Source organism: Paramagnetospirillum magnetotacticum MS-1, from assembly GCF_000829825.1.
Lineage (GTDB): Bacteria > Pseudomonadota > Alphaproteobacteria > Rhodospirillales > Magnetospirillaceae > Phaeospirillum > Phaeospirillum magnetotacticum.
In genome coordinates, this window is sequence record NZ_JXSL01000030.1 from 55,130 (window position 1) to 80,760 (window position 25,631).

23 protein-coding genes are annotated in these 25,631 nt (G+C 64.0%); 9 read left to right on the forward strand and 14 right to left on the reverse strand.

Annotated elements, in window-relative coordinates; genetic code table 11:
- Nucleotides 1-18 precede the first annotated feature (18 nt).
- Nucleotides 19-2,475 (reverse strand): sensor histidine kinase, encoded by a 2,457-nt coding sequence (locus CCC_RS12925; protein ID WP_236686378.1) that lies wholly within the window; start codon nt 2,473-2,475, stop codon nt 19-21.
- Nucleotides 2,476-2,658: 183 nt separating this feature from the next.
- On the opposite strand from CCC_RS12925, the gene CCC_RS12930 reads away from it, so the two are divergent.
- On the forward strand, nt 2,659-4,536 hold the full coding sequence (locus CCC_RS12930) for a TonB-dependent receptor domain-containing protein (protein WP_236686379.1): 1,878 nt from the start codon (nt 2,659-2,661) through the stop codon (nt 4,534-4,536).
- A gap of 3 nt (nt 4,537-4,539) precedes the next feature.
- Here the strand turns inward: CCC_RS12930 and CCC_RS12935 are convergent, their stop codons facing one another.
- The 4 genes from CCC_RS12935 to CCC_RS12950 form a co-directional block, all read right to left on the reverse strand.
- Nucleotides 4,540-5,664, reverse strand: a complete 1,125-nt coding sequence (locus tag CCC_RS12935) for an HD domain-containing phosphohydrolase (RefSeq protein ID WP_009870744.1) — start codon at nt 5,662-5,664, stop codon at nt 4,540-4,542.
- Nucleotides 5,665-5,902: 238 nt separating this feature from the next.
- Nucleotides 5,903-6,625 (reverse strand): acetoacetyl-CoA reductase, encoded by a 723-nt coding sequence (gene phbB / locus CCC_RS12940; RefSeq protein WP_041041789.1) that lies wholly within the window; start codon nt 6,623-6,625, stop codon nt 5,903-5,905.
- Nucleotides 6,626-6,767: 142 nt separating this feature from the next.
- Complete coding sequence (locus CCC_RS12945; RefSeq protein ID WP_009870746.1) at nt 6,768-7,940, reverse strand: acetyl-CoA C-acetyltransferase; 1,173 nt, start codon at nt 7,938-7,940, stop codon at nt 6,768-6,770.
- A gap of 136 nt (nt 7,941-8,076) precedes the next feature.
- Nucleotides 8,077-9,342, reverse strand: a complete 1,266-nt coding sequence (locus tag CCC_RS12950) for an alpha/beta fold hydrolase (protein ID WP_322097192.1) — start codon at nt 9,340-9,342, stop codon at nt 8,077-8,079.
- A gap of 350 nt (nt 9,343-9,692) precedes the next feature.
- Between CCC_RS12950 and phaR the strand changes: the two genes are divergently transcribed.
- On the forward strand, nt 9,693-10,256 hold the full coding sequence (phaR, locus tag CCC_RS12955; protein ID WP_009870748.1) for a polyhydroxyalkanoate synthesis repressor PhaR: 564 nt from the start codon (nt 9,693-9,695) through the stop codon (nt 10,254-10,256).
- Nucleotides 10,257-10,292: 36 nt separating this feature from the next.
- Here phaR and CCC_RS12960 read toward each other — a convergent pair whose 3' ends face one another.
- The 7 genes from CCC_RS12960 to CCC_RS12990 all read right to left on the reverse strand — a co-directional run bounded on the left by CCC_RS12960 (nt 10,293) and on the right by CCC_RS12990 (nt 18,552).
- Entirely contained in the window at nt 10,293-11,591 is a 1,299-nt protein-coding gene (locus tag CCC_RS12960) for a M16 family metallopeptidase (RefSeq protein ID WP_009870749.1), read from the reverse strand.
- Between the two features lies 1 nt (nt 11,592).
- Nucleotides 11,593-12,990, reverse strand: coding sequence for a M16 family metallopeptidase (locus CCC_RS12965; protein ID WP_041041791.1), 1,398 nt, complete (start codon nt 12,988-12,990; stop codon nt 11,593-11,595).
- A 73-nt stretch (nt 12,991-13,063) separates the two neighbouring features.
- The gene (locus CCC_RS12970; protein ID WP_009870751.1) at nt 13,064-13,639 is read right to left on the reverse strand and encodes a DUF3035 domain-containing protein; all 576 of its coding nucleotides are present in this window, start codon (nt 13,637-13,639) and stop codon (nt 13,064-13,066) included.
- A 4-nt stretch (nt 13,640-13,643) separates the two neighbouring features.
- Nucleotides 13,644-14,162 (reverse strand): signal peptidase II, encoded by a 519-nt coding sequence (gene lspA, locus CCC_RS12975; RefSeq protein WP_009870752.1) that lies wholly within the window; start codon nt 14,160-14,162, stop codon nt 13,644-13,646.
- 4 nt (nt 14,163-14,166) lie between these two features.
- The gene (gene ileS, locus CCC_RS12980; RefSeq protein ID WP_009870753.1) at nt 14,167-17,010 is read right to left on the reverse strand and encodes an isoleucine--tRNA ligase; all 2,844 of its coding nucleotides are present in this window, start codon (nt 17,008-17,010) and stop codon (nt 14,167-14,169) included.
- Complete coding sequence (locus tag CCC_RS12985) at nt 17,007-18,008, reverse strand: bifunctional riboflavin kinase/FAD synthetase (protein ID WP_009870754.1); 1,002 nt, start codon at nt 18,006-18,008, stop codon at nt 17,007-17,009. Before CCC_RS12985 ends, ileS begins: the two co-directional genes overlap by 4 nt.
- A gap of 109 nt (nt 18,009-18,117) precedes the next feature.
- Nucleotides 18,118-18,552, reverse strand: coding sequence for a MaoC family dehydratase (locus CCC_RS12990; protein ID WP_008616671.1), 435 nt, complete (start codon nt 18,550-18,552; stop codon nt 18,118-18,120).
- Between the two features lie 183 nt (nt 18,553-18,735).
- Between CCC_RS12990 and CCC_RS12995 the strand changes: the two genes are divergently transcribed.
- Complete coding sequence (locus CCC_RS12995) at nt 18,736-19,011, forward strand: hypothetical protein (protein ID WP_041041795.1); 276 nt, start codon at nt 18,736-18,738, stop codon at nt 19,009-19,011.
- 11 nt (nt 19,012-19,022) lie between these two features.
- A complete protein-coding gene (locus CCC_RS13000) occupies nt 19,023-19,469 on the forward strand; it encodes a hypothetical protein (RefSeq protein ID WP_009870756.1) in 447 nt (148 codons plus the stop codon).
- On the opposite strand, the gene CCC_RS13005 is transcribed toward CCC_RS13000, so the two are convergent.
- Both CCC_RS13005 and CCC_RS13010 read right to left on the reverse strand, forming a co-directional pair.
- Entirely contained in the window at nt 19,453-19,890 is a 438-nt protein-coding gene (locus CCC_RS13005; RefSeq protein WP_009870757.1) for an acyl-CoA thioesterase, read from the reverse strand. The two genes, CCC_RS13000 and CCC_RS13005, sit on opposite strands and share 17 nt — an antisense overlap.
- Nucleotides 19,891-19,910: 20 nt before the next feature.
- Nucleotides 19,911-20,801: a DMT family transporter gene (locus CCC_RS13010; RefSeq protein WP_009870758.1), complete on the reverse strand. Its 891-nt coding sequence runs from the start codon at nt 20,799-20,801 to the stop codon at nt 19,911-19,913.
- Nucleotides 20,802-20,903: 102 nt separating this feature from the next.
- Here CCC_RS13010 and gcvA point away from each other — a divergent pair, with 102 nt between their 5' ends.
- The 5 genes from gcvA to CCC_RS13035 all read left to right on the forward strand — a co-directional run bounded on the left by gcvA (nt 20,904) and on the right by CCC_RS13035 (nt 25,567).
- A complete protein-coding gene (gene gcvA / locus CCC_RS13015) occupies nt 20,904-21,797 on the forward strand; it encodes a transcriptional regulator GcvA (protein ID WP_009870759.1) in 894 nt (297 codons plus the stop codon).
- An 84-nt stretch (nt 21,798-21,881) separates the two neighbouring features.
- On the forward strand, nt 21,882-22,373 hold the full coding sequence (gene bfr / locus CCC_RS13020; protein WP_041041798.1) for a bacterioferritin: 492 nt from the start codon (nt 21,882-21,884) through the stop codon (nt 22,371-22,373).
- Nucleotides 22,370-22,852, forward strand: coding sequence for a bacterioferritin (gene bfr / locus CCC_RS13025; protein WP_009870761.1), 483 nt, complete (start codon nt 22,370-22,372; stop codon nt 22,850-22,852). Before bfr (CCC_RS13020) ends, bfr (CCC_RS13025) begins: the two co-directional genes overlap by 4 nt.
- A gap of 94 nt (nt 22,853-22,946) precedes the next feature.
- The gene (locus CCC_RS13030) at nt 22,947-25,304 is read left to right on the forward strand and encodes a PAS domain S-box protein (RefSeq protein WP_236686380.1); all 2,358 of its coding nucleotides are present in this window, start codon (nt 22,947-22,949) and stop codon (nt 25,302-25,304) included.
- A 56-nt stretch (nt 25,305-25,360) separates the two neighbouring features.
- Nucleotides 25,361-25,567, forward strand: coding sequence for a hypothetical protein (locus tag CCC_RS13035; protein WP_009870763.1), 207 nt, complete (start codon nt 25,361-25,363; stop codon nt 25,565-25,567).
- Nucleotides 25,568-25,631: the final 64 nt, after the last annotated feature.

The window sequence follows — 25,631 nt, forward strand, 5'->3', positions numbered from 1 at the left end:
TAGAGCTTAAGTATTACGTCAATTGGTTTTATCAACTGCCGCTGACGGCAACCAAATGTCGAAAGCAGTCCCAGCACCCGCCTGACTGTCCACGGAAATGGCGGCGCCGTGCAGATCCATGATCCGCTTGACGATGTAGAGCCCCAAACCAGCTCCGCGGACACGGTCCGACTTGGTGGAGCGGTAGAATTTCTCGAAGATGCGGGGCTGCTCCTCCGGAGCGATCCCCGGCCCCAGATCCTTGACCCGGACCTGAACCGCGTCTGGATGGATGATCACATCGACGCTCACCGGGTCATGGGGAGGCGAAAATTTCAGTGCATTTTCAATCAGATTGGAAAAGGCGATCCGCAAGAGGGTGGGGTCGGCCTTGACGAGCCCCCGCTCCTGCGCCCGGACCACAAGCTCCCGGTTCCCGGCGAAGGGCCGCTTGTCGTCACAAATGTCCATGAGCATACGGGTCACATCCACGCTGCCGAGTTGCAACTGCATGGCCGAGGCGTCAAGCCGGTCGTCTGCCAGGCACACATCGATGAGTTCGGACATCCGGCGCACGGCACGGCGGATTTTCGCGATCTCGTCCCCGGCCTCGTCATTGGCATTGAGATAGATCCGCAGCAATTGCGAAGCCGCCTCGATGATCGCCAACGGAACCCTGAACTCGTGCGAGACCATGGCCAGGAAATTGCGTTGTTCGCGCGTGGCCTGACGCTCCGCCTCCAGCGCCGCCTCGGCACGGCGCCGGCCGAGTCGAAGCATCCCCTCCAGTTCCTTGCGCGTGGTGATGTCGTTGAGGCAGACCAGGGCGCAATCCTGGCCGCCATGAAAAAACCTCACCGCCGACAGCAGAACCCAGCGTTCCTCATCGGGCTGCCGTCTGACCCGAATTTCGCTTCCCAGCACCGCTCCGCTGGCCGCCAGTTGCAGGACCAGGATATCCCGATCGGCCGCATCGACATAAAACTTGGTCACGTCCTGGCCGATGCAGAATGCCGGAGCGACATTCAGCAGTTCCGAAGCCGGTCCGTTCAAGAAGGTCACGATGCCGTCGGGAAAGCTCGACACCACCATGGGAAACGGAGCCGCGTCGAGAATGGCGCGCAATTGTCCTTCCCGTTCTCTCACCCGATCCTCGGCGGCGCGGCGCTCGGCGATTTCCATGGCCAGAGCGGCATTGGATTGCGCCAATTCCTGGGTGCGCAGCCGGACCCGCTCTTCCAGGGCCTTTTCGACCAGTTGCGCCGATTCCAGTTGGGCCTGCCGGTCCTGAAGGCGACGGGCCTCGATGGCGGCCCCACGCCAGATCAGGCCGGACCCGATCAGCAACAGATGGGCGCAGGCACCGTAATGGGCGACGAGATCCAGTTCCATGGGGATATCGGCAAGGCCCAACGCCCGCGCCACGATGGTGGCATTGATCAGAAACGGAATCTGGACGGCCGCCAGATACCATCGCGTGATGGCCTCGCCATCGACGACCCGCCGCAGACCCAAGACGGTGGTGACCAGAAAGAACACCGGCAACATCGAGACGATCACAGGCGCCGCAAGCCCGTAAAACCCGGCGGGAACCGACAGCGCGGACCATTGGCACCCGCGCCCCAAAATCCTGTAGACACGGTTCATCCGGGGAAAATACGTCTCAAGTTCCATGACGCGGGCGGCGAAAAGGACGGCAGCCCCGGACGCCAGACAGAGCGATATGCCCAGCAGATGATCGGCCACCAAAGGCATCTCGGGAAACAGGAACTGCGAGGCAAGCCCGTCTCTGGCCAGATACATGACCTCTACCGGGAATGCATATGTAATGTAGCCCAGATAGAGGCGATCGCGGCCAGCGGCATACTGAACCAGGGCAAGCAGAATCAGGATGACCGATGCGCCATGGGCAAGACCATGGGCGATCTGGCTGTTGGATACGCGCAAGGCGAAACCTTCTGGCGACAGGATCTGCGCCGATACCGAAATGGTGCTGGTGGACTTGATCCTCAGATAAACCCGAAGCGGCAAATCGTCGGGCAGATGAAGGCGAAAGACCAGCGTGCGGTAAGCCAACTGGCGTGCGGAAAAGGGGACGCGGTCTCCGATGGTGACGGCCCGAAATCCGCCTTGCCCATCCCCGGTGAACAAGGTCACCTCATCGAGAAAGGCGGGCTCCACCTCCAGCAGCCAGTCGGCGGAGGCATCGGCTGTCCGGCGAATCTCGGCGCTCAGCCACCAGGCCCCCCGATCATATCCGGCGGCGAGATTGCCCGGCAGGGGCGCAAACCCATGGGCGGCCTCCGATTGGGCCACATCCTCGATGCGAAGCGTTCCCGATGGATCACGCAAAGCTGACCACTGCCCGCCAAGAGGCTGTAGTTGGGTCTCGGGCGACAAGACCGTCGCGGCGCCAGCCAATGGGGCAAACGCCGTCATCACCCACAGCGCCAGGGCCATGATCGCGGCGAACCGCTCTGCCAATCTCATTCCCATGGATGCGCGCACTCCCCGCCCACGCCACCTGAAACCGGTACACCGAAGAAGCAACAAGTGCAATGGTTGCAGTCGGATTGGCTTGCCTTTGATAGCAACATCCTATTAGTTCTAGTTGGTATGAGTAGGGGGAAAACTCAAATTTCATGTCTTTCGCGGAAGCTGCCGTTACTGGCGGCCTTGTTGGTCTGCGCCGAATCGGCCCAGGCGACGGAACCGCCGAAACTGCAACCCGACCAGTCCTTCATCGATACCCGCTACATGGGCCGTCACGCCGGTCAGGACGTGCCGCCCACCATGCTGCTCACCGACCTGCCCGTGGCAGAGCCGCTGATGCCCGCCAAGACGGCTTGGCCGACCGAGTTCTTCGCCCAGCGCCGCGCTGTGGCGGCCTCGGGCAATGTGGCGCTCACCGGTGGGTTTCAGGGCAATGGAAATGTTTCGACCGAAGCCGCTTTGACCAATATGGACATGGGCGGCGTCTCTTTATGGGGCGGCGCCCGCCACGACCACGTCAAGCCCTATGAGGATGGCGCCGGTCAGCGGGTGAATTACGGCTATGACCGGGTCAACACCCAACTGGCGGCGGCCTGGCGCCCCGCCCCTGAAAGCCGCCTGTCCGGCTTCCTCATGCGCGACGCCTTCACCAACCACCGCATTCCCAATTACGGCATCGACGCCACCCGGCTGGACCGCTACGTCGCCTCGACGGTCTTCGAGCATGCCCCCAAGGAGTCCGGGTTCGACCGGGTGGAAGCGGGGGTGGTCTTCGACGCTCTTAGCTACGACGCCGACAATACCAGCCTGCGGGACCGGGGCAGCCTGGGTCTGAAATACAACGGATTGTGGACCACCACCCGCGGCGTGATGCGGGGCCAGTTCACCACCGGCGCCTTCCGCAATACGGTGAGCGCCGATTTCGGCCTGCTGAAATACAATATCGACATCGATGCCCTGTACCCGTCGCAGGGCCAGGCCGTGCACCGCATGCCCGATGTCCAGACCTTGCAGGCGGGACTGACCTTCGCCACCACCACCAAACTTTCGGCCCAGGACGCCCTCAGCGCCGCCCTGCGTCTGGACGCGATCCATTCCGACGCCAATGACCGCAGCCAGCTGCCGCCGGTTTCAGGAAGCGGCGCCTCGTCCTTCCAGGTCACGCCACAGCAATTGTGGAACCGCTATTACGGCAATACGGATTCCAATCCGAGCAATCTGAACATCAGCGCCCGCCTCATGGCGACCCACGACACCGAGGACAAGACCGGGCGATTGCATGCCGATCTGCGCCGGGCCGTACGCAGCCCCGATGCGGGCGAACGCTTCTACGCCAGTTCCGGTCCTGTCGCCCTCGTCCAGGTGGGCAACCCGCAACTGAACCCGGAGGCCCACCACCGCCTCGAATTGGGAGCACGCCAGGATGGCGGCGGCTTCAAAGGTAATTTCGCGCCGGACAATCCCACCGGATCCTGGCGGGTGGCCGTATCAGGCTATGGCGACCGGGTCGTTGACTTCATCACCGCCGACCGGGCGCATGGCCAGCCGGGAATCCTGAAAAGCGACGGCGCCATCATCTACCGCAACGTGGACGCCTATCTGGCCGGAGCGGTCATGGAAGGCTGGTGGCAGGTCTCGGAGAATTGGGGGGCTCGGGCCAGGCTGTCCTGGACGCGCGGCGAGAACCTCACCGATTCACGCCCCCTCTATCAGATTCCCCCGCTGGACGGCGAAATGGTCCTCGAACACCGACGGGAACTGGCCCCCGACACCGTGGGGTCAGCGGGGGCCCGACTCAGTTTCGCCGCCACACAGAACCGCATCGACGCCTATAACGCCACTGGTTCTGGCTCTGACACGGCGGGCGGCACGGCGGGCTGGGCGCTGCTCGACCTGTTCGCCGGGGTGGCGCTGGGGGACAGGGCCGCCCTGACCACCGGGATCGCCAATGTGCTGGACAAGCACTATCACCTTCACGTCAATCCGCTGCCGCAAAGCCCCACGACCCGGCTGCAATGGGCACCGGGCCGCAACGCCTTCGTCCAGGCGACGGTCAGTTTTTAACTCTTAGGCCGTGGGGGTTGCTGCGTCCAGCAGCATGGCGCGGAACAGGGCCAGCAGGGAGGTGTCGATCTCGTTGCCCATGCGCTCGACCATCATGGTCAGCGCATCTTCCGGCGACATGGGCTCCTTATAGACCCGGCGGTCGGTCAGCGCCCCGAAGATGTCGACGATGGAGGCCATGCGCGCCAGTTCGTTAAGCTGCGAGCCCTGAAGTCCGGCGGGATAGCCCGTGCCGTCCAGTTTCTCGTGATGCTGGGCGGCGATGGTCAGAACGCCCTTAGGCAAATGCTCGCACAGCTTCAGATAATCCACCGACCGCGGCACATGGCTGCGCATGACCTGTAATTCCACATCGTCCAGACGGCCAGGCTTGTTCAGCACCTCGTGGGGGATGCCCATCTTGCCGATATCGTGCAGCAGACCGCCGGTGGCCAGCAGATTGAGATCCTCGCCCTTCAGCCCGATCGTGTGGCCGAACAGGGACAGCAGGGTCGCCACCCGAAGGGAGTGGACATAGGAATAGTTGTCGTGGCCCTTGACCCCGTTGAGGATCACCTTGAAGTCGTGATTGCTGACCGCGTCCACCAGGGGACCGCAGGCCTCGGTGATTTCGGTGTAGACCAGGGGCTGGCCCTTGTCGATGAGGTCGGAGATGTTGTTGAAACTGTCCACCGTGCGGCGCAGCGATTCCTTGTACTGGGGCGCCAGATTCTCCCACTCGGCTTCCACCGTCTTGTTGACCAGCCCCGAAATGGTCTTGATCAGCGTCGAGCGGCGGTAGGGCTTCTCCAGACAGGCGTCGGTGTCATAGGCGGCGCTGCCCAGTTGCGAGATGGGGCGCGCCAGGGTGCGGATGATAGGCACACCCTTCAGCAGTTTGCGGGTGATCCCGATGGGGTCGCCCCCCATACGCGGCAAGACCTGTTCGTCCAGGAGGACCACGCAGGGCGGGGTCTTGGCCAGCTTTTCCATGGCATGGTCGAAGCTGTCGAACGCCGCGACCTGATAGAACGACATCAAGGCCGAGACCACTTGCTGGCGATGCCCCTGATGGGCATCCACCACGGCCACCAGAATCTTGCGGGAGTGATCGGCCAGTTCGGGATTGGTTACCTTGGGAGAACTCATGCGGGACAGCCTCGGCTTGCACAAACCTCCCGGCCACTCGCGAATCCTCGCCACGCGTTGTCAGAGCCGGTCATTTCCCTGTCTCATGTTCTAGCAATTCCCCTCCCATCAGTATGGGGAAACCATTATCAACATGCAACACACGCTCGGTGACGAATCCACGTCTGCCCGGCTCAAAAAGTAGGCCCTCTTCCCAAGGGAAGAGGGCCCGCCATTTCGCCGAAGTGGCAAAAACGGATCAATACATGTGCTGGCCGCCATTGACCGAGAGGGTCGAGCCGGTGATGAAATCGGCTTCGTCGGCGATCAGGAACATGACGCAGCGCGCAATGTCCTCGGCGCGCCCCAAACGGCCCACCGGGATCTTGGCGATGATCTTTTCCAGAACCGCGGGCGGCACGGCGCGGACCATATCGGTGTCCACATAGCCGGGCGCGATGGCGTTGACGGTGATGTTCTTAGCGGCGCCTTCCTGGGCCAGGGCCTTGGTGAAGCCGTGGATGCCCGACTTGGCGGCGGCATAGTTGACCTGGCCGTACTGACCGGCCTGGCCGTTGATGGAGCCGATATTGACGATACGGCCGAACCCACGCTCACGCATGGAATCGATGGCCAGACGCGCCATGTTGAAGCACGAGGTCAGGTTGGTGTGAATCACCTCTTCCCACATCTGATAGCTCATGCGGTGCAAGGTGGCGTCACGGGTGATACCGGCATTGTTGACGATGATCTCGACCGGGCCGTGCTCGGCGGTAATCTTGGCGATGGCGGCTTCGCAGGCGGGATAGCTGCCCACATCCCACTTCATGGAGGGAATGCCGGTATCGGCGGTGAACTTGGCCGCAGCCTCGTCATTGCCGCCGTAATTGGCCACCACTTTGTAGCCGGCCTTCTTCAAGGTCACCGAAATCTCGCGGCCAATGCCGCGGGTGCCGCCGGTCACAATTGCTAAACGACCCATGGACTTCTCCTCTATTACTGTGTCTCCGCTCGGATCTTTGCTGCCGGTTCGCTCCGGCTGTCCGATCTGTAAATCCGTCCTGTGGAAAGCGGGGAAGCCGCCGGGCGGGCGCGGCTCCCCCTTATTTCAAAACCCGGTCAGATCAGCGCTCGACGCACAGAGCGATGCCCATGCCGCCGCCGATGCACAGGGTGGCAAGACCCTTCTTGGCATTGCGCTTGCCCATTTCGTGCAGCAGGCCGACCAGGATGCGGGCGCCCGAGGCGCCGATGGGATGGCCGATGGCGATGGCGCCGCCATTGACGTTCACCTTGGAGGTGTCCCAGCCCATGCCCTTGTTGACCGAAATGGCCTGGGCGGCGAAGGCCTCATTGGCCTCGATCAGGTCCAGGTCCTCGTGCTTCCAGCCCAGCTTGGCCAGCAGCTTCTGCGAGGCGGGAACCGGACCATAGCCCATGGTGCTGGGATCGACACCGGCGGTGGCCCAGCCAGCGATGCGGGCCAAGGGCGTGATGCCGCGCTTATCGGCTTCCTTGGCGGTCATCAGGACCAGGGCGGCGGCGCCGTCATTGATGCCCGAAGCATTGGCGGCGGTCACCGTGCCGTCCTTCTTGAAGGCGGGCTTGGGCTTGGCGATCTGGTCGAGAGTGGCGCCCATGCGGACGAACTCGTCGGTGTCGAACAGCTTCTCTTCCCGCTTGACCGTGATGGTGACGGGAGTGATCTCGTCCTTGAACTTGCCAGCCTTGATGGCGGCCTCGGCCTTGTTCTGCGACGCCAGGGCGAAGGCGTCCTGCTCCTCGCGCGAAATCTGGAACTTCTCGGCCAGATTCTCGGCGGTGATGCCCATGTGGATGGGGTTGAAGGCGTCGGTCAGGCCGTCCTTGATCATGGTGTCGACCAGGGCGGCGTCGCCCATCTTGACGCCGCCGCGCATATAGATGGCGTGCTGAGCGTTGCTCATGCTCTCCTGGCCGCCGGCGACGATGATGTTGGCATCGCCCAGCTTGATGGCCTGGAAGCCGAGCGCCACGGCGCGCAGGCCCGAGCCACACAGCTGGTTGATGGCCATGGCGGTGGCGGTGTTGGGAATACCGGCCTTGATGGCGGCCTGACGGGCGGTGTTCTGGCCACAGCCGGCGGACAGGATGTGACCCAGCAGAACCTCGTCCACGGCCTCGGCCTCAACCCCGGCGCGCTTGAGCGCCTCACGGATGACGATCTCGCCCAGCTGGGCCGCCTGCAATCCGGCCAGGGAGCCGTTGAACGAGCCGACGGGAGTGCGGGTGGCGGCGGCGATAACGATGTCGGTCATGAGCTTGTTGTCTCCTCGGGTGGATATAGGGCCGCATGGGGCGGGACCACTTGGGGGAGATATCTTTCTGGTCTAATTCCAGAAAGCTGCCTCCCCCCGCTTTCATAGCGCTTCGGTTACCCCTTATGCAACCGGTCTAAACGCCTGCTCTGCGGTGCAGCCATCGCATGAGCGGCCCGTAGACCTCGGTCTTGGCGCGCGGTCCGGTCAGCATGCCCACATGCCCGCCGGACAGTCGCATCAGCTTGGCACTTGGGATGCGTTCCCACAATGGTAAAGCGGAGGCTGGCGGCACAATCCTGTCGCGATGGGGAATCATGACCAAAGTGGGAATTGTAACTTCATCGGGGTTGACGGGCCTGCCTTCGATACACCAGCGCCCCTCCACGGGATCGTTTCCGCCGTACCAGCCGAACAGGCATTCGCGGGCCACGGGCCCGGCCAGGGCGACACCGTCATTGGCCCAATCTTCCAGCGCCACGAAATCGCGCGCCCTGGCGCTCCTGCGCTTCAAACGGGCAAAAGCCGTGAATTTGCGGGCGGCCAGGCCGGGATCGAGACCGGCGAACATGGCCTGAAGCATGTCCACCGGCACCTCGCCCACCCCATCGATCAGGGCGCCCATGGGCTGGGCCAGGGCCTTCATCAGCACGGCGTTGGATTCGCGACCGGTGACGAAGTCGAAGGGCGTGGCCAGCAGCACCAGAGCCGACACCGATTCGGGGCGCCGCTGGGCCAGGGCCAGGGCCAGCAGCCCGCCCATGCAATAGCCCACCACCGCCGGTTTTCGTCCGGTGAGGCGCAGCACCTCGTCCAGGGCCGCCCCCAGCCTTCCTGCGATGTAGTCGGTCAGGGTGAAATTCTTCTCCGCCTCGCCCGGCGCGTCCCAGTCCACCAGGAACGGCGCCAATCCCTTGGCGGCAAGATAGCGCATCAGGCTGCGCTTTTGCGTCAGGTCCAGGATATAGGCGCGGTTGATCAGCGATGGCACCACCAGGACCGGACGCGCATTGTCGCAATCGGGCAGGCGGTAATCGCGCAAACATGTGGTGCCCTGGCGCCAGATTTCGGGCGCGGGCGGCAGGGATCGCCGATAGGGATGGTGGCGATAGGCATCGATACCAGCGAGAAAGGCCTCGTGACGGCGGATGGATTCGGCGGCGACGGCCTCGTCAAGCCGGGTCCAGGCGTCGGGTCCCGCGTCCTTTAGGCTTTGCGCCAGATCTTGCCCCGCTTGCGCCAAGGGCGGCTTCCAGCCGAGCGATCCGTCCTTCAAGTGCTTCAACGCGGCGCGCGAGCTCATCAGGGTCGAGGCGTGGGTCATGAGATGCAGCGGCAGTGGCCGCGGCCCGGTCCGGGGTACCGGATTGCCCTGTCCGCTCATCCGCTTTCGGTCCACCATGGGGTTGGTTCACCTTCAGCCCGGTGGCCTGGGCCACCGCGGCAGCGCTCTGCGTCATCATGGCCACGCCGCGGGCAACAGCCTCGGCAAGGGCGGGATCGGCGGCCACGGCCGCCACCTGTTCCTGCCACAGGTCGAGATAGCGGCGCGCAAGCGCCTGAAAATCGGGTGGCGCGTCAGACATGGCCGGATCATAGCCCAGGCACCATCCCTTGACCATACGGACCGGGCGCATTTCACCAAGGCGCAAGAAAATTGTTGCCAATCGACGCGCCCCGTAAAACTCTGTTACTGTTGGTGCAATGCAGCGGGCAATGCCGCCCTCCGAACAGAATCGAGACAAACAGCAGATGTCAGAGTCCCAGACCTCCGCCAAGGCCCCGATCACGATCAAGAAATACGCCAATCGCCGTCTGTACAACACGGCGACCAGCAGCTATGTCACCCTGGACCACCTGTCCCAGATGGTGAAGGACGGTGACGATTTCGTGGTCTACGACGCCAAGACCGGCGAGGATATCACCCGCTCGGTTCTGACCCAGATCATCGTCGAAGAAGAATCCAAGGGTGGACAGAACCTGCTGCCCATCAGCTTCCTGCGCCAGTTGATCGGCTTTTACGGCGATTCCCTGGGCGGGCTGGTGCCGCGCTACCTGGAATATTCCATGCAGGCCTTCTCCCATAACGAACAGCAGATGCGCGACTATATGCGCAACGCGCTGGAAGGGATGTTCCCCTTCGGCCCGTTCGAGGACATGGGCAAGAAGAACATGGCCTTCATGGAAAGCGCCATGAAGATGTTCTCGCCCTTCTATCCCCATGGCGCCGACGGCTCCTCGCCCAAGGTCGAGGATCTGCAGGCCAGCGTTTCCGCCCTGCAAAAGCAGATCGATCAGCTGACCAAGAAGAAGTAGGGGGAAGCGGGCTGCGCGCCCGCTTGCCTTTCCTTTCTACGGCACCGGCCTTCCCACCGCCACGAAGGACAGGGCGTCGGCGTCCAGCAGCCGCTTTGCGGCGTGGCGCGCGTCATCCATGCTGACCTTTTCGATCATGGCGGCGCGGCGATCCAGGAAGTCGATACCCAGCTTGTCCACCTGCATCTGCACCAATAGGGCGGCGATGGCCGTGGTGGAATCCTGGCTTAGAGGAAACGAGCCGTTGAGATAGGTCTTGGCGTCGGCCAGTTCCTTCTCGGTCGGCCCTTCGTCGTGCATGCGGCGGAACTCTTGCCTGATCAGCCGGACGGATTCGCCGAACCGCGAGGCTTCGGTGGCCACCGAACCGATAATCATGCCGGAATGGGCAAGGGGCGACAGATAGGAGGTGACGGAATAGGCCAGTCCGCGCTTTTCCCGCACCTCCTCGGTCAGGCGCGACGCGAAGCCGCCGCCGCCCAGGATGTAGTTCACCACATAGGCGGCATACCATTGGGGATCGTCGCGGCGCAGGCCGGGCAGCACGAAGAGCGCCGTGGTCTGGGGATTGTCCTTGGGGATCAGGCTGAGCCCGGCCGGAGCATGGGCCGCCACATCACTGATCTCACCCAGGGTTCCCGTGGCGGGAAGGGCACCGAACACCTCGTCCAGGCGACGCGCCAGTTCGTCCGGCGTCATGTCACCGACCACCGCCACCACCAGCCGGTCGCGGGTCAGCTGAGCCCGCGCCAGGGCGCGCAGATCGGCCACCTGGATGGTCTTGACCGTCTCGACCGCGCCCCGCGGCGATCGGGCATAGGCGTGACCGGCAAAAGCAGTCTCGAAAAGGCGGCGCGAGGCCTGGGCGCCGGGGTCCTGGCTTTCGCGCATCAGGCCAGCCAGCAACTGACCCCGGATGCGCTCCACCGGCTCCTTGTCGAAGCGCGGCTGGGAGAGAGACAGGCGGAACAGGTCGAAGGCGGCGTCCTTGTTCTCGGACAATGTCTTGAGATGCCCAGCGAAGGAGTCCCGCCCGGCATTGAAGCCCAGCGTGATGACCTTGTCCTCGAGGATCTGCTGAAAGGCCTGGGAGTCATAGGGACCCGCACCTTCGTCCAGCAGGGCCGCCATCATGCCCGCCAGCCCGGATTTGGCCGCCGGATCATGGGCGGCACCGCCCTTGAAGGCGATCTCCATGGCGATAATCGGGTTGGAATGATCCTGGACCAGCCAGGCCTCGATTCCCTTGGCGCTGGTTACCTTCTCCACCGTTACGGCAGCGGCGGGAAGGCTGACCAACAGCAGCGCCAGCACGACGACGATACGGCCAAGCATCTCAGTGCACTCCCTTGGTCGAACGGTCGGGCAAGGCCATCACGGCGCGGCCCTGTCCCGGCTTGGCGGCGGCAAGGTCGGGCAGCAGCAGACCGGTCACCGACGAGGTGGGCTTGAAGACGGTGGCTGCGGCCCTGGCCACCTGTTCCGGCGTCACGGCTGTGATGCGGTCGGGCCAGGCCTCCACTTCATCCACCGAGATGCCCGACGCCAGAGCCTGGCCCAGGGTCTGAGCCCCGGTATGAAGGGAATCGCGGCCATAGGCGGCGCTGGCCCGCAGACGGGATTTGGCGCGCTCGACCTCCTCGGCGGAGAAGCCGTCCTTGACGATGCGGGCCAGTTCCTGCTCGATCAGGGCCTCCAGTTTTTCCAGAGGAACGCCGGGGCGTGGCATGGCCGACACCCGGAAGCTGGTTTGTCCCACCGCGATGGGGTCGTAATCGGCGCTGATGGCGGCGGCGGCGCCCTTGTCCACCACCAGAGTCCGGTACAGCCGCGACGTGGTGCCCTCGCCCACCAGATCGGCCAGCACTTCCAGGGGATAAGCCAGATCGCGCGCCCCCGCCCCCAGGCTGGGGGCGAGATAGAGGCGGCTCCAGGACGGCTGGGCGACACGGCCATCCTTCAAGACGACGCGGCGCTCGGCCCGATGGGGCGGCTCCTCGGTCCGCGCGCGCGCAGGCGTTTCGGCCCGTGCCAGGACACCGTAATATTTCTCGGCCAGGGGACGCACCTGCTCGGCCGTCACATCGCCGGCCACCACCAGAATGGCGTTGTTGGGGGCATACCAGCGGCGATAGAAGGCCAGGGCGTCGTCCAGGCTGAGAGCGGCGATCTCGTCGGGCCAGCCGATGATGGGACGGTGATAGGGCGAGTTGAGGTAGAGCGCCGCTTCCATCTGCTCGTTGAGAAGCGCGGCGGGATTGTTGTCGGTGCGCGAGCGGCGCTCCTCCAGCACCACATCGCGCTCGGTGCGGAAATTGGCCTCGTCCAGCACCAGATTGCGCATGCGGTCGGCTTCCAGGCGCATCACCAGTTCCAGCTTGTCGGCCGCGACATCCTGGTAATAGCCCGTGTAGTCCGAGGAGGTGAAAGCATTGTCGCGCCCGCCATTGCGCGCCACGATCTTGGAGAACTCGCCCGGCGGCGTGCTGGGCGTGCCCTTGAACATCAGATGTTCCAAGAGATGGGCCAGACCGCTTCTGCCCGGCTCCTCGTCGCCTGCTCCCACCTTGTACCAGACCATATGGTTGACGATGGGCACCCGGTGGTTGGAGATCACCACCACCTGCATACCGTTGGAAAGGGTGAAGGTCACCGGATCGAAGACGGCGGCCCGCACAGGCAGGGCGGCCAGCAGCATGCCCAGGACAAGCATGCACATGCGGATAGGGCTCATCCTACCTCCAGACGAGTGTGAACGCGAACGCGGGGCTCAGCCTGCGCGCTCATCATGGCCGAATCGTGGCAGACTAGTTGAAGATGCCTTCCAACCAGGCGCGCTTGCGGCGCTGGACCTGGGGGGTCTCGCCCTCGGACACCGACTTGCCCAAGGCCTGATTTTCGCGCAGGCGCTGGGTCTCCTTGGAGGCGTCCACGGCGGAGCCCGGCGGTTCGGCCTTGCGCCAGAACATGATGCGGTCCTGGAAGCTCTTATCCGCATCGGCCAGAGCCTGGGTTTCCTTGTTCACCAGGACGCGGATATCGGGCTGGATGGAATCGGCGCCGACCCGCTTCATCAGGGCGATATCGCCGCCGGTGCGTCCCTCGGTGGAGATGGGAGTCGCCATACGGCCGCCCACCAGGATCTGGCGGGCCTGATCGCGCGTCACGCCTTCCTGGGGCCTGACGGCGCCGGGCTGCGGCGGACGCAGAGAGAATTCCGGCGGCATGGCCAGGGGTGCGCGCTGCACGACCTGGAACTCATCCGGCGGCGCCTTCTCATAGCCAAGCGAGCGCTTGACGTCGGTGCAGGCGGACAACACCACCGGCGCCAGCAAGGCGGCCAGGGCGATGAGACGGGCGGTGGTGCGGCGATAGGTCTTCATGGCCCTAATTCTTAGACGAATCCCGTCCGGCAAACAAGGAGTCGAAGATGAGAAAAACAGCGCCCACCGTAATGGCCGAATCCGCCAGGTTGAAAGCGGGCCAGTGATAGCCCGCCAGATGAAAGTCCAGAAAGTCGGCGACTGCCCCGAAACGGGCGCGATCGACGACATTGCCCAAGGCGCCCCCGATGATTCCGCCCAGCGCCACCTGGATCAGCAGGCTCTCTGCCTTGGCCAACCAGAAGATCATGCCCGCGCAGATCACCATGGCCAGAGCCGACAGGATCAGGGCGTTCCACTCGCCGCCGTTATTGCCCAGGCCGAAGCTCACCCCCCGGTTCCAGGCCATCACCAGATCGAAGAACGGCGCCAATTCGATGCGGGTGGCGGAATGGAATGGCGTGCCGTCCATGCCTTCCGGGCGCATCACCTTTTCGACGATCCAGTATTTGGACAACTGGTCGAGAAAGATGATCAGGCCCGCGATGGAAAGCCCCCGGGGCAGAGCATTGGACAGATGCATGGTCTTACCCCGCCTCCACCGCGTCGGAACAGCGATGGCAGACGCCCTCGTGCTTGGCGGACCCCACCTCGGGCAGGACCTTCCAGCAACGCTGGCACTTTTCACCCTCGGCGTTGCGGGCCGTCACGGCGATGGTCGGAAGTTCGGGAATGCGGAAGGCGTCTGCGGGAAAATCCTCGAAGGATAGTTCCAGGCCCGAGGTGATGCAGACTTCCGCCCAATCCACATTGTCGGGGAACTGGTCTGTGCGCTCCACATAGACCTTGGGGTTGGCCTGCAGGCTCGAGCCGATGCGCTTTTCGCGCCGTTCGATCTCCAGCGCGCCGGTGACCACCTTGCGCACTTCGCGGACCTGGGCCCATTTGGCGGCCAGGGCGTCGTCGCGCCAGAAGGCGGGAATCTCGGGGAACAGTTCCAGATGGACCGAACCGTCCTCGGAGGGATGACGAGCCAGCCACGCCTGTTCGGCGGTAAAGCACAGGAAGGGCGCCAGCCACTTGGCCAGGGTATCGAGCAGAATGTCGAACACGGTGCGCGCCGCGCGGCGGCGAAGGCTGGTCGCCGCGTCGCAATACAGCGCGTCCTTCCTGATATCGAAGTAGAAGGCCGACAGATCCACGGCGCAGAAATTGTGCAACTCGGTGAACAGGCCGTGGAACTGGAAGCCGTTGCAGGCATCCCTGAACTGCACGTCCAGTTCGCTCAGGCGATGCAGCACCCAACGCTCCAGCTCGGGCATGTCCTTGGGGTCCACCCGCTCTGCCTCGGTAAAGCCGTCGAGCGCGCCCAGCAGATAGCGCAGCGTGTTGCGCAGGCGGCGGTAGATGTCCACCTGGGTCTTCAGGATCTCCGGCCCGATGCGCAGATCGTCGGAATAGTCCGAGCCCACCACCCACAGGCGCAAGATATCGGCGCCCATACTGCCCACCACTTCCTGGGGTGCGACCACATTGCCCAGCGACTTGCTCATCTTGCGGCCATCCTCGTCGAGGACGAAGCCATGGGTCAGCACCGCGTCATAGGGCGCGCGCCCGCGCGTGCCGCAGGATTCCAGCACGCTGGAATGGAACCAGCCGCGATGCTGGTCCGAGCCTTCCAGATAGAGAGACGCGGGCCAGGACAGACGTGGCCATTCCTCGCCCTCCAGCACGAAGGCATGGGTGCAGCCCGAATCGAACCACACGTCCAAGATATCGGTGACCTTATCGTAATCGGCCGGATCACGGTCCGGTCCCAGGAAGCGTTCGGGCGGGCTGGTGAACCAGGCGTCCGAGCCTTCCGCCTTGAAGGCCTCGACGATGCGGTCCATGACGGCCTGATCGCGCAGCGGCTGGCCGGTCTTCTTGTCCACGAAGACGGTGATGGGCACGCCCCAGGCGCGCTGGCGCGACACGCACCAGTCGGGGCGGTTTTCCACCATGGAGCCGATGCGGTTGCGGCCCTGATCGGGCACGAAACGGGTGTCGGCAATGGCCTGGAGCGCTTTGGCCCGCAGACCCGTTGCCTCCATGGAGATGAACCACTGAGGCGTGTTGCGGAAGATCAGTGGCGCCTTGGAGCGCCAGGAATGGGGGTAGGAATGCTCCACCTTGCCATGGGCCAGCAGATTGCCCACCGAACTCATGGCCTCGATCACCGGCTTGGCGACGGGGGAATAGTACTTGCCGTTCTTGCCCTGGTTCAGCACGTCCATCCCGGCGAAGATCGCCACATGGGGGAAGTACTTGCCGTCGGGCTGCACGGTGTCGGGAATGGCGATGCCGTGTTCCTTGCCCAGATGCCAGTCGTCCTCGCCATGGCCCGGTGCGATATGGACGAAGCCGGTGCCGGTATCGGTGGTAACGAAACCACCGGCCAGCAGCGGCACCTCGAAGTCATAGCCGCCCGCCGCCTTCTCGTGGAACTTGAGCGGATGATGGGCGATGGTCCCGGCCAGGGCCGAGCCCTTCAGGGTGTGCAGGGTCTTGAAGCTGCACTTGGCATCCTTGGCCACCTGCTCCGCCAGATCGGCGCACAGCACCAGCTTTTCCCCGACCTTGGCCAGATCGGAGTCCGAGCTTTCCACCTCGACCACCACATAGTCGAACGCGGCGCCATAGGCCACGGCGCGGTTGCCCGGCATGGTCCAGGGCGTGGTGGTCCAGATCACCACCTTGGCGCCGTCCAGCTCGGGAGTGCTGGCGCTCACCACCGGGAACTTGACCCAGATGGTGATGGAGGTGTGGTCGTGATACTCCACCTCGGCCTCGGCGAGCGCGGTCTTTTCCACCACCGACCACAGAACCGGCTTGGCCCCTTTATAAAGAGAGCCGTCCAGCAGGAACTTGCCCAACTCGGCGCAGATCACCGATTCGGCGTGGTTGGTCATGGTGGTATAGGGATGATCCCAATCGCCGGTGATGCCGAGGCGCTTGAACTCTTCCTTTTGGATTCCAATCCACTTGGCGGCGAACTGGCGGCATTCCTCGCGGAAGGTGACGATGTCGATCTCGTCCTTGTCCTTGCCCGCGTCGCGGTACTTTTCCTCGATCTTCCACTCGATGGGCAGGCCGTGGCAGTCCCAGCCCGGCACGTAATCAGCGTCTTTGCCCAGCATCTGCTGGGACCGGGTGATCACGTCCTTCAAGATCTTGTTCAGCGCATGGCCGATATGGAGATTGCCGTTGGCATAGGGCGGGCCGTCGTGAAGGATGAACTTTTCCCGGCCCTTGGCGGTAGCGCGCAAACGCCCGAACAGATCGATCTTCTCCCAGCGGGCCAGCAATTCGGGCTCCAGCTTGGGCAGTTCGCCCTTCATGGGGAAATCGGTCTTGGGCAGGAAGACGGTGTTCTTGTAATCGACGCTCATGACGGGCTCTCAAAGGGCAGGGCGACGGGCACCATGGGCCCGGCGGCGGCGGAAAAACGGCGGGCGGCCAGGATACGACGCCCGGCCTCCACATCGGCGGTAATCTGATGGGTCAGTTCGTCCAGCCCGCCGAACTTTCGCTCGGGCCGGATATGCTCGACCAGCGCCACCCGCAGGTGGCGGCCATAAAGATCCTCGTTGAAGTCCAGCAGGTGGACCTCCATCAATTCGTCGGTCTTGTCGAAGGTGGGGCGGCGGCCGAAATTGGCGACGCCGTCATGCCAGACCGTGGCGCCACCCTTGTCGATTCCGGCGCGCACCGCATAGACGCCGCCCGCCGGGCGCTGATACTCGCCCAGGCGCAGATTGGCGGTGGGAAAGCCCAACAGGCGGCCGCGGGCATCACCATGCTCGACGCGGCCCTCCACCTCCCAGTAATGGCCCAGCAAACGGGCGGCGCAATCGGGACGCCCGGCCACCAGATGCTCGCGCACGGCGGTGGAGGAATAGGTCTCGCCATGATCGGCCATGGCGGGCGGCACCACGGTGACGCCAAAGCCCGATTCCTCGCCGCATTTTTGCAAGAAGGCGCCGGTGCCCAGGCGGCCCTTGCCGAACACATAGTCGTAGCCCACCACCACATGGCTGACCTTGAGGCAACCGACCAGAACGTCGCCCACGAATTCCAGGGCCGTCATGGCGGCGAAATCGCGGTCGAAATGCTGTTGGTACAAGAAGTCGGTGCCCAACGCCTCGATCAGGCGGGCCTTGACGCGAAAGGGCGTCAGACGGAAGGCGGCCTGATCAGGATTGAACAGTGTGCGCGGATGAGGCTCGAAGGTCATGACCGCATGGGCCACGCCCAGCTCCTGGGCCATGCGCCGCGCCGTCAGGATCACCGCCTGATGGCCGAGATGGACGCCGTCGAAATTCCCCAACGCCACCACGCAACCGCGGTGGTCGGGGGATAGTTCGCCGCAATGCCGGATCAGGCGCATTTTTTAAGGATCGGACCCAAGGGAAAAACCAAGGGCCAAGGGGTAGTGCAAAAGCCTGCGAAGCGCAAGACTTCCCCCTCTCCCGCACGCGGGAGAGGGGGGCTTGGAATCAGCCCTTGGAGGGCACCATCAGGGTGGCTTCGCCATCCATGACGATCTTGCCGGCCACCGAACAGGTGGTCTTGAAGGTGGCGAACTTCTTTTCCGGGGTCAGCGCGGTGACCTCGACGCGGGCGGTGACGGTGTCGCCGATGCGCACCGGGGCCTTGAACTTCAGCAGCTGCGAAACGTAGATGCAGCCCGGTCCGGGCAGCTTGGTGCCGAACACGGTGGAGACGAAAGCCGCCGACAGCATGCCGTGGGCGATGCGGCCCTTGAACATGGTCTGGGAGGCGAATTCCTCATTGATGTGGACCGGGTTGAAATCGCCCGACACACCGGCGAAGGCGACGATGTCGGCCTCGGTCACGGTCTTGGCGAAGATGGCCGACTGGCCGACCGACAATTCCTCGAAATACATTCCGTTCAGCGACTCGCCGCTCATTCTTCGTCTCCACATTTATGGTTGTTACTGCAGTGCAGCGTAAAACGCGCGCGGAGTATAGACGCAAGCGGGGGCGATGCTCAACTGACGCTTTGGAGACGTTCAATTCTTGCCATGGGGCCTTGCCTTGGCGGCCCGGCTGTGGCCGAATGCGCGCCGTCTCAGCAAAAGGCGTTCCCGTCCGTGAAAAACCGCATTCCTCTTTTGCTCCTCCTGCTGCTGGGCGCCTGCGCCGCGCCCAATCCCTGGATGCATCCGCAACTGCCCAAGGATCAGTGGAGCCGCGACTATTCCGCCTGCCGCCGTTCGGCCGACCGGGATTCCGGCTATCGCGAGGACAGCCGTGACACCTATAGCCCGACGCGGGAATACGAACGCGCCCAGGCCAAGCGGATCTATGATTCCGAGCTCAATGCCTGCATGCGCAGCCTGGGCTATTTCCCCACCCCGAAGAACTGAGGTTTCCGCCCATGCGCCGTGCCGCCCTGGCCCTATGCTGCCTGCTGACCGCCGTTCCGGCCCTGGCCGAGGATCTGCCCCAGGGCCCCAAGGCTCCGCCGCCCGAGCCCCTGCCCGATGCCATCTGCGACATCGCCAAGCCGGATTCGGGCGATTGGCTGCTGGGCCGCTGGGTAGCGCCCTATTCCAAGTGGGAGTTCAAGCGCGAGGCCCAGGGCCTGACCTGGACGCTGGAGCAAAAGCCCGACATCAACCGCGACCTGGGCTATAAGCAGGGCACCGTCATCGACGGCAAGGTCTCGGAACTCAGCGCCTGCACCTTCCGCCTCACCGCCGTGGAAAACGGCGAAACCGCCTTCAACTTCGAGGGCGTTCTGACCGATGGCGGCAAGATCTACGGCTATGCCACCAACAAGGCCGGTCAAGGCGCGCGCTGGATTCTCAGACGGCAACGCTGATCATCATCCCTTCGAGCTTTCCGCGAAGATCGTCGGGCAATGGGGTCGAGCGCCGCGTTTCCTGATCGGCCAGAACCAGCACCGAATCGGCGGTGGCGACGCACCGCTCGCCCACGAACACGCCCTGGCCCAGATGGAACGAGCTGCGGCCGATCTTGGTCACGCCGGTGCCGATGCGCACCTCGCCCGGCCAGTGGATCTCGCCGATGAAGTCCAGAACCAGCCGGGCGATAACCATGAAAGTGCCGGGCGGCGTCAGCGGCCGCCCGGGCTCCAACAGGAAGTGAACCCGCCCCGTCTCGCAAAACACCGAGAACGCCACGTTGTTGATGTGCCCCTGGGCGTCGGTGTCGCAATAGCGCAAGGTCTCGCGCGCCCAGTGGGGATAGATGGCGGGGTCTTTGAGATCGGGCTTGGTCATGTGGTCTCTCATGGGTTGGCTCAGGCCAGGCAGGGTTGAGGCCGCCGGGGCAGCATGGAGATTATCACGGCGGCGATCACCACGGCACCACCTCCCAACTGGGCCGGGCTGGGCGGCGTGCCGCCCAAGGTGGCGATGGCGGCGGCGAAGACCGGCACCAGATTGAGGAACAGGGCGGTGCGCCCGGCCCCCATGCGGGCGATGGCCGCGTTCCAGAACAGATAGGCCAGAACCGAGCCGAACACCACCATGGCCAGCAAGGCCGCACCGGCCTTGGGACCGGGAATGGCGAACTCCGCCCCGCTCAAACCCGCGGCCAGGGCCAGGACCAGAGCGCCCGCCGCCATGGGAATAGTGGCGTTGACCAGGGCCGAGCCCGCGGGCATCAGCCTGCGCGCCATGACGTTGTAGATGGCCCAGGACAGATTGGCGCCCATCATCTCCACATCGCCCATCCCGAAGACCACATCGCCCTTCACGCCGCCCAGGATGACCATGGACACCCCGGCCAGTGCCACCGGCAAGGCGGCGATCTGGCGTCCGGGCAGTTGCTCGCCCAGAAACATCGCCGCCAGAACGGCGGTGAGCAGGGGATTGGTGGCCATGATCAGGGCGCCGTTAACCGCCGAGGTGGTGCGCATGGCGTCGAAGAACAGCAGGTTGAACCCGGCGATGCCGACCACGCCCAGAAGGGCCAGCCGCCCGCCCGATTTGCGCGCCGCGCCCATCAAGGCGCCCAACTCTCCCCGCCCGGCCACCAGCGCCGCCATGACCAGCGCCGCCAGTCCGAAACGCCCGGCCGCCGCGGTCATGGGCGCCATGTCGGCCAGGACCGGACCGGCCAGATTGAAGTTTGCCGCCCAGAACAGGGCCGAAAGGACGGCAAGGGCATAGATACCTGTCTGGCCCATGATGGACCTCCATTGAGATAGACTAATCACTATCTCGACGATACGCTTGGTAATAACTGGGATTCAAACGAGCTTTTCTCGCCCATGGGTTAAGGAAAACTAATGATGCGCCGACGTCTTCCGCCCTTGCGCGCCCTTCATGCCTTCGAGGCGGCCGCCCGCCACCTGTCCTTCGCCCGCGCCGCCGGGGAACTGGGCGTCACCCCGGCCGCCATCAGCCAGCAGATCAAGCAGTTGGAGGACATGCTGGGGACAAGCCTGTTCCATCGCGGGGCGCGGCTGTCCTTGACCCGCGCCGCCGCCCAGGCGGCGCCTGAATTCAGCGATGCCTTCGACCGGCTGGCGGGGGCCGTCGGCCGCCTGACCCCCGAAAGCGCGTCCCGGCCTCTGGTCGTGTCGGCCTCGCCCGCCTTCGCGTCGCGTTGGCTGGTCCCCCGCCTTACCCGCTTCCAGGAGGCTCATCCCGAGATCGACCTGCATCTGTCGGCGACGCTGCGGCTGGTGGATCTGGACCGTGAAGGCGTGGACATGGCCGTCCGCTATGGCTCGGGCCGCTATCCCGGCCTGCATGTGGAACGTTTGCGCCTGGAGGAGGTGGTGGCGGTGGCGGCCCCCCGTCTGGCCGCCGGACTGGGCGAGGTATCGGATCTCACCCGCGCCACCTTGCTGGTCAACGAGCATATCGGCTGGGACCCGGACTTTCCCAGCTGGCCGTCCTGGCTGGCCGAAATGGGCGCCGTGGCGGATGAGCCGCTGAAGCTTCGCCCCTTCGGCGACGCCTCCCTGGTGGTGGAGGCCGCCCTGGCCGGACTGGGCGCCGCCCTGGTCTGGCGCACCCTCATTTCCGACGAATTGGCGGCGGGACGGCTGGTGGCCCTGTTTCCCGGCCGTCCCCTGGCCAGCGCCTATCATCTGGTCTGCCTGCCCGAGCGCGCGCAATTCCCTCCGATCCGCGCCTTCAGGGACTGGATCATGGCCGAGGCCATCACCACGTAACGGATTTATCCCCTTCGTTTGCTTGCCATCCGGTAATGGGATGTTAGGCTGGCATAGGGTCAATCCCGGATCAGGAGATGTCCGATGAAGGGCAAGAAAAGTGTCATATCGAGACTAAATAAACTCCTGGTCGGAGAACTGGTCGCCGCCGATCAGTATTTCGTGCATTCGCGTATGTACCAGGAATGGGGCCTGCAAAAGCTTTACGAGCGCATCGACCACGAGCGCATGGATGAGCTTGAACATGCCGACCTGCTGATCCGCCGTATTCTGTTCCTGGAGGGAACCCCGGATATCTCCAAGCGGCCTGGGCCGAATATCGGCAAAGACGTGCCCTCCATGCTGAAAAACGATCTGGACTACGAGTTGGCCGTGATCGCCGAGTTGAAAGAGGTCATTGCCCATTGCGAGGCCGAAAAGGACTATGACAGCCGCCGCATCCTGCAGCACATCCTGGAAGAAACCGAGCAGGACCACACGTTGTGGCTTGAGCAGCAACTGGGCCTGATCGCCCGCATGGGCCTGCAGAACTACATCCAGTCGGCCGCTGGCGACATTGCGCAAGGTGCGTCATGAAGGGCGACAAGGAGGTCCTGCGCCACCTGAACGGCGTTCTGAAGCTGCACCTGACCGCCATCAACCAGTACTTCCTGCACGCCCGCATGCTGAAGAACTGGGGGCTGAAGGACCTGGGCAAGGCGGTCTACAAATATTCCATCGAGGAGATGAAGCAGGCCGACGAGGTCATCGAGCGCATCCTCTTCCTGGAAGGGCTGCCCAATCTTCAGGATCTGGGCAAGCTGGGCATCGGCGAGGACGTGGCCGAGATGCTGGCCTCCGATCTCAAGATGGAACAGGCCGAGCATAAGGCCCTGACCGAGGCCATCGCCCTTTGCGAGACCAAGCAGGATTTCGTCACCCGCGACGAACTGGGGGAGATCCTGGAAGATACCGAGGAGCATATCGACTGGCTGGAAACCCAGATCGACCTCATGGCCAAGATGGGGACGCAGAACTATCTGCAGGCCGCCATGGGGCAGATCGAGGGGGACTGAGGACGCGCCTAATTGGGGAGGGGATAGGCTGGATATTTCAAGCAGATCGTACAGACCGCAGATCCTAATGGCGGCGGTGCTGTTGGTGGTATGGGTGAGCGGCAGCTTGGTGGCTTGGCGTGACCGCGTTGATTCGCTCAGCGACAGCAGCCGCCTGACCGAGGCGCTGACCCGCGTCGTGGCCGAACGCCTGAGCGGTGCGCTGCGCGGCCTCGACCTGATGCTGAAGGATGTGGACCTCCATTCGCGGGAACACCCCGACCCGATCGAACTGGTCAGCGTGATGCACCACCGCAGCGCGGGCCTGCCCGAGGTCCGCAACGTCTTCGTGGCTGGCGCCGATGGGCGGGTCGTTGCCTCCACCCTGGCCTCCATGATCGGCCAGGATCTTTCCCGCCGCGTCTATTTCGAAGCCGCCGCCAAGGCCCCGTTCCACTCTGGACTGATCATCGCCGCCCCCGCCGTCAGCCCCTTCACCGGCAAGATGGGACAAGTGGTCGTCCGGCCGATCATCGGTCCGCTGGGAACCTTCGGCGGCATCGTGGCCGCCGCCCTCAATCCCGAATTCTTCTCCGAGGCTTTGGGCGGCGTGGTGAGTGGCGATGTGGACCGGGCGGTGATCGCCAATCTGGATGGCGACGTCCTGGCGCGGCTTCCCGATCCGGGCCGCCATATGGGCGGTTCCATCAAATCCGGGCCCATGTTCACCGAGCAATTGCCCAAGTCCCGCGCTGGCACCTTCATCGCACCCAGTGCCTTTGACGGCCAGGAGCGGCTGGCCTCCTTCCAGGTGCTCGACCGCCATCCCATCGTGGTCTCGGTGGGCATCACCACCCAGGCGGCGCTCCGTCGCTGGGCCGTCAACACGATGATCATGGGGGGAACGGGTCTGGTCTTCACGGCCCTTCTCCTGGCGGCCTTCATCCAGTTGCAACGGCACGAGCGCAATCGCCGCGAGGCGGAGGCTGCGCTTAAAGCCAGCGAGGAGAGCTACCGCATCTTAGTGGACGACCAGGACGACCTGATCCACCGTTATGCCCCGGACACCACCTTGCTGGCCGTCAACCGGGCCTATGCCCGTTTCTATGGCCAGCCAGCCGATCAATTGATCGGGCGCCGGTGGATCGAGTTCATGCCCGAGGAGGAACGCCCCTTCGTCCTGTCCTGCCTGCATGCGCTGAACCAGCTTCAGCCCTACCGCGAGGATCGCCGCCGGGTTTTCCTGGCCGACGGTCAGGAACGCTGGATCGAATGGCGGACCACGGCGCTTTACGGCGCCCTGGACAATCTCACCGGCTATCAGACGGTGGGTCGCGACGTCACCGATTCCCATCGGGCGCAAATCGCCATCGCGGAACGCGAGGAACTCTACAGCCAAAGCTTCCACCGCAATCCGGCCATCAAGTTGCTGGTCGACCCCAGGACCGGGGCCATCACCGATGCCAACGATTCCGCGGCTCTGTTCTACGGCTATCCCGTCGAGGTCCTGAAGCGGATGCATATCCACGACATCAATGTGGCGTCGGACGAGGATATCGCGCGGGAAATGGCGGCGGTGGAGAACGATGGCCGCAAATTCCTGCGGTTCCGCCACCGACTGTCCTCGGGCGAGATCCGCGATGTGGAGGTCTATTCCTCGCCGCTGCATGTGGGGGGCCGCGCCTATCTCAGCAGCTTCGTGGTGGATGTCTCGGACCGCAACCGCTTCGAAGCGGAATTGCAGGCCAAGACCGCCGAACTGGCCCGTTCCAATGCCGAGTTGGAACAGTTCGCCTATGTGGCCTCCCACGACCTGCGCCAGCCGCTGCGCATGGTCACGTCCTATGTCACCTTGCTGGAGCGCCGCCTGGGAGACGCTCTGGACGAAAGCTCGCGCGAATTCATCGGCTTTGCCGTCTCCGGTGTGCGGCGCATGGACGCCCTGATCAAGGGGCTGCTCGATTATTCGCGGGTGGGCCGCGGCGGCGAGGACTTCACCCAACTGGATCTGGGCTCCGTCCTGGCCGATGCCTGCGCCAATCTCGGCCTGGGCGAGACCGGTGACGAGGCCTCGGTCGTGGTGGAGCCTCCCATGCCCGTATTGCCTGGCGTTCCCAGCGAATTGATCCGTCTGTTCCAGAATCTGATCGGCAACGCCGTCAAGTACCGCCACCCCGAACGCAAGCCGGAAATCCGCATCTCGGCCCGGCCCGAGGGCACCGAATGGATCATCACCATCGCCGATAACGGCATGGGGATCGGCGCCAATTACTTCGATCGCATCTTCGGAATGTTCCAGCGCTTGCATGCCGAGAACGAGTTTGAGGGCACCGGCATCGGCCTGGCCATCTGCCGCAAGATCGTCGCCACCCATGGCGGCCGCATCTGGGTCGAATCCGAGGAAGGCCAGGGCTCGCGCTTCATGGTGGCGCTGCCGCAATCCCATGGCCATACAGGACCGGCGGCGCATTGACGCCGCCGGTCAATTAAGAGAACCTCGCCCCCGCGCTCAGTCAGGAGAGTTCGGCCATGAAGGTCGCGGCCATTTCATTCAACGACAACCATAGCCTCAGCATGGATGTGGAAGGGGTCCGTTCTATCGGCGCCGCCCAGCCCCTGGAACTGGAAGACGGCTCCTGGTTCATGGAACTTTTGATCCGCACCGGCAACGGCACCGTCGCCCTGCAACTGGTCGCCGAGTCCAGGGATAAGCTGGACATCATCCGCTACGAATAGCGCTCCCCCCCCCCGCAATCACCACTGCCGACCAGCCATTATCCCAGAACCGCTTCGTCGTCCT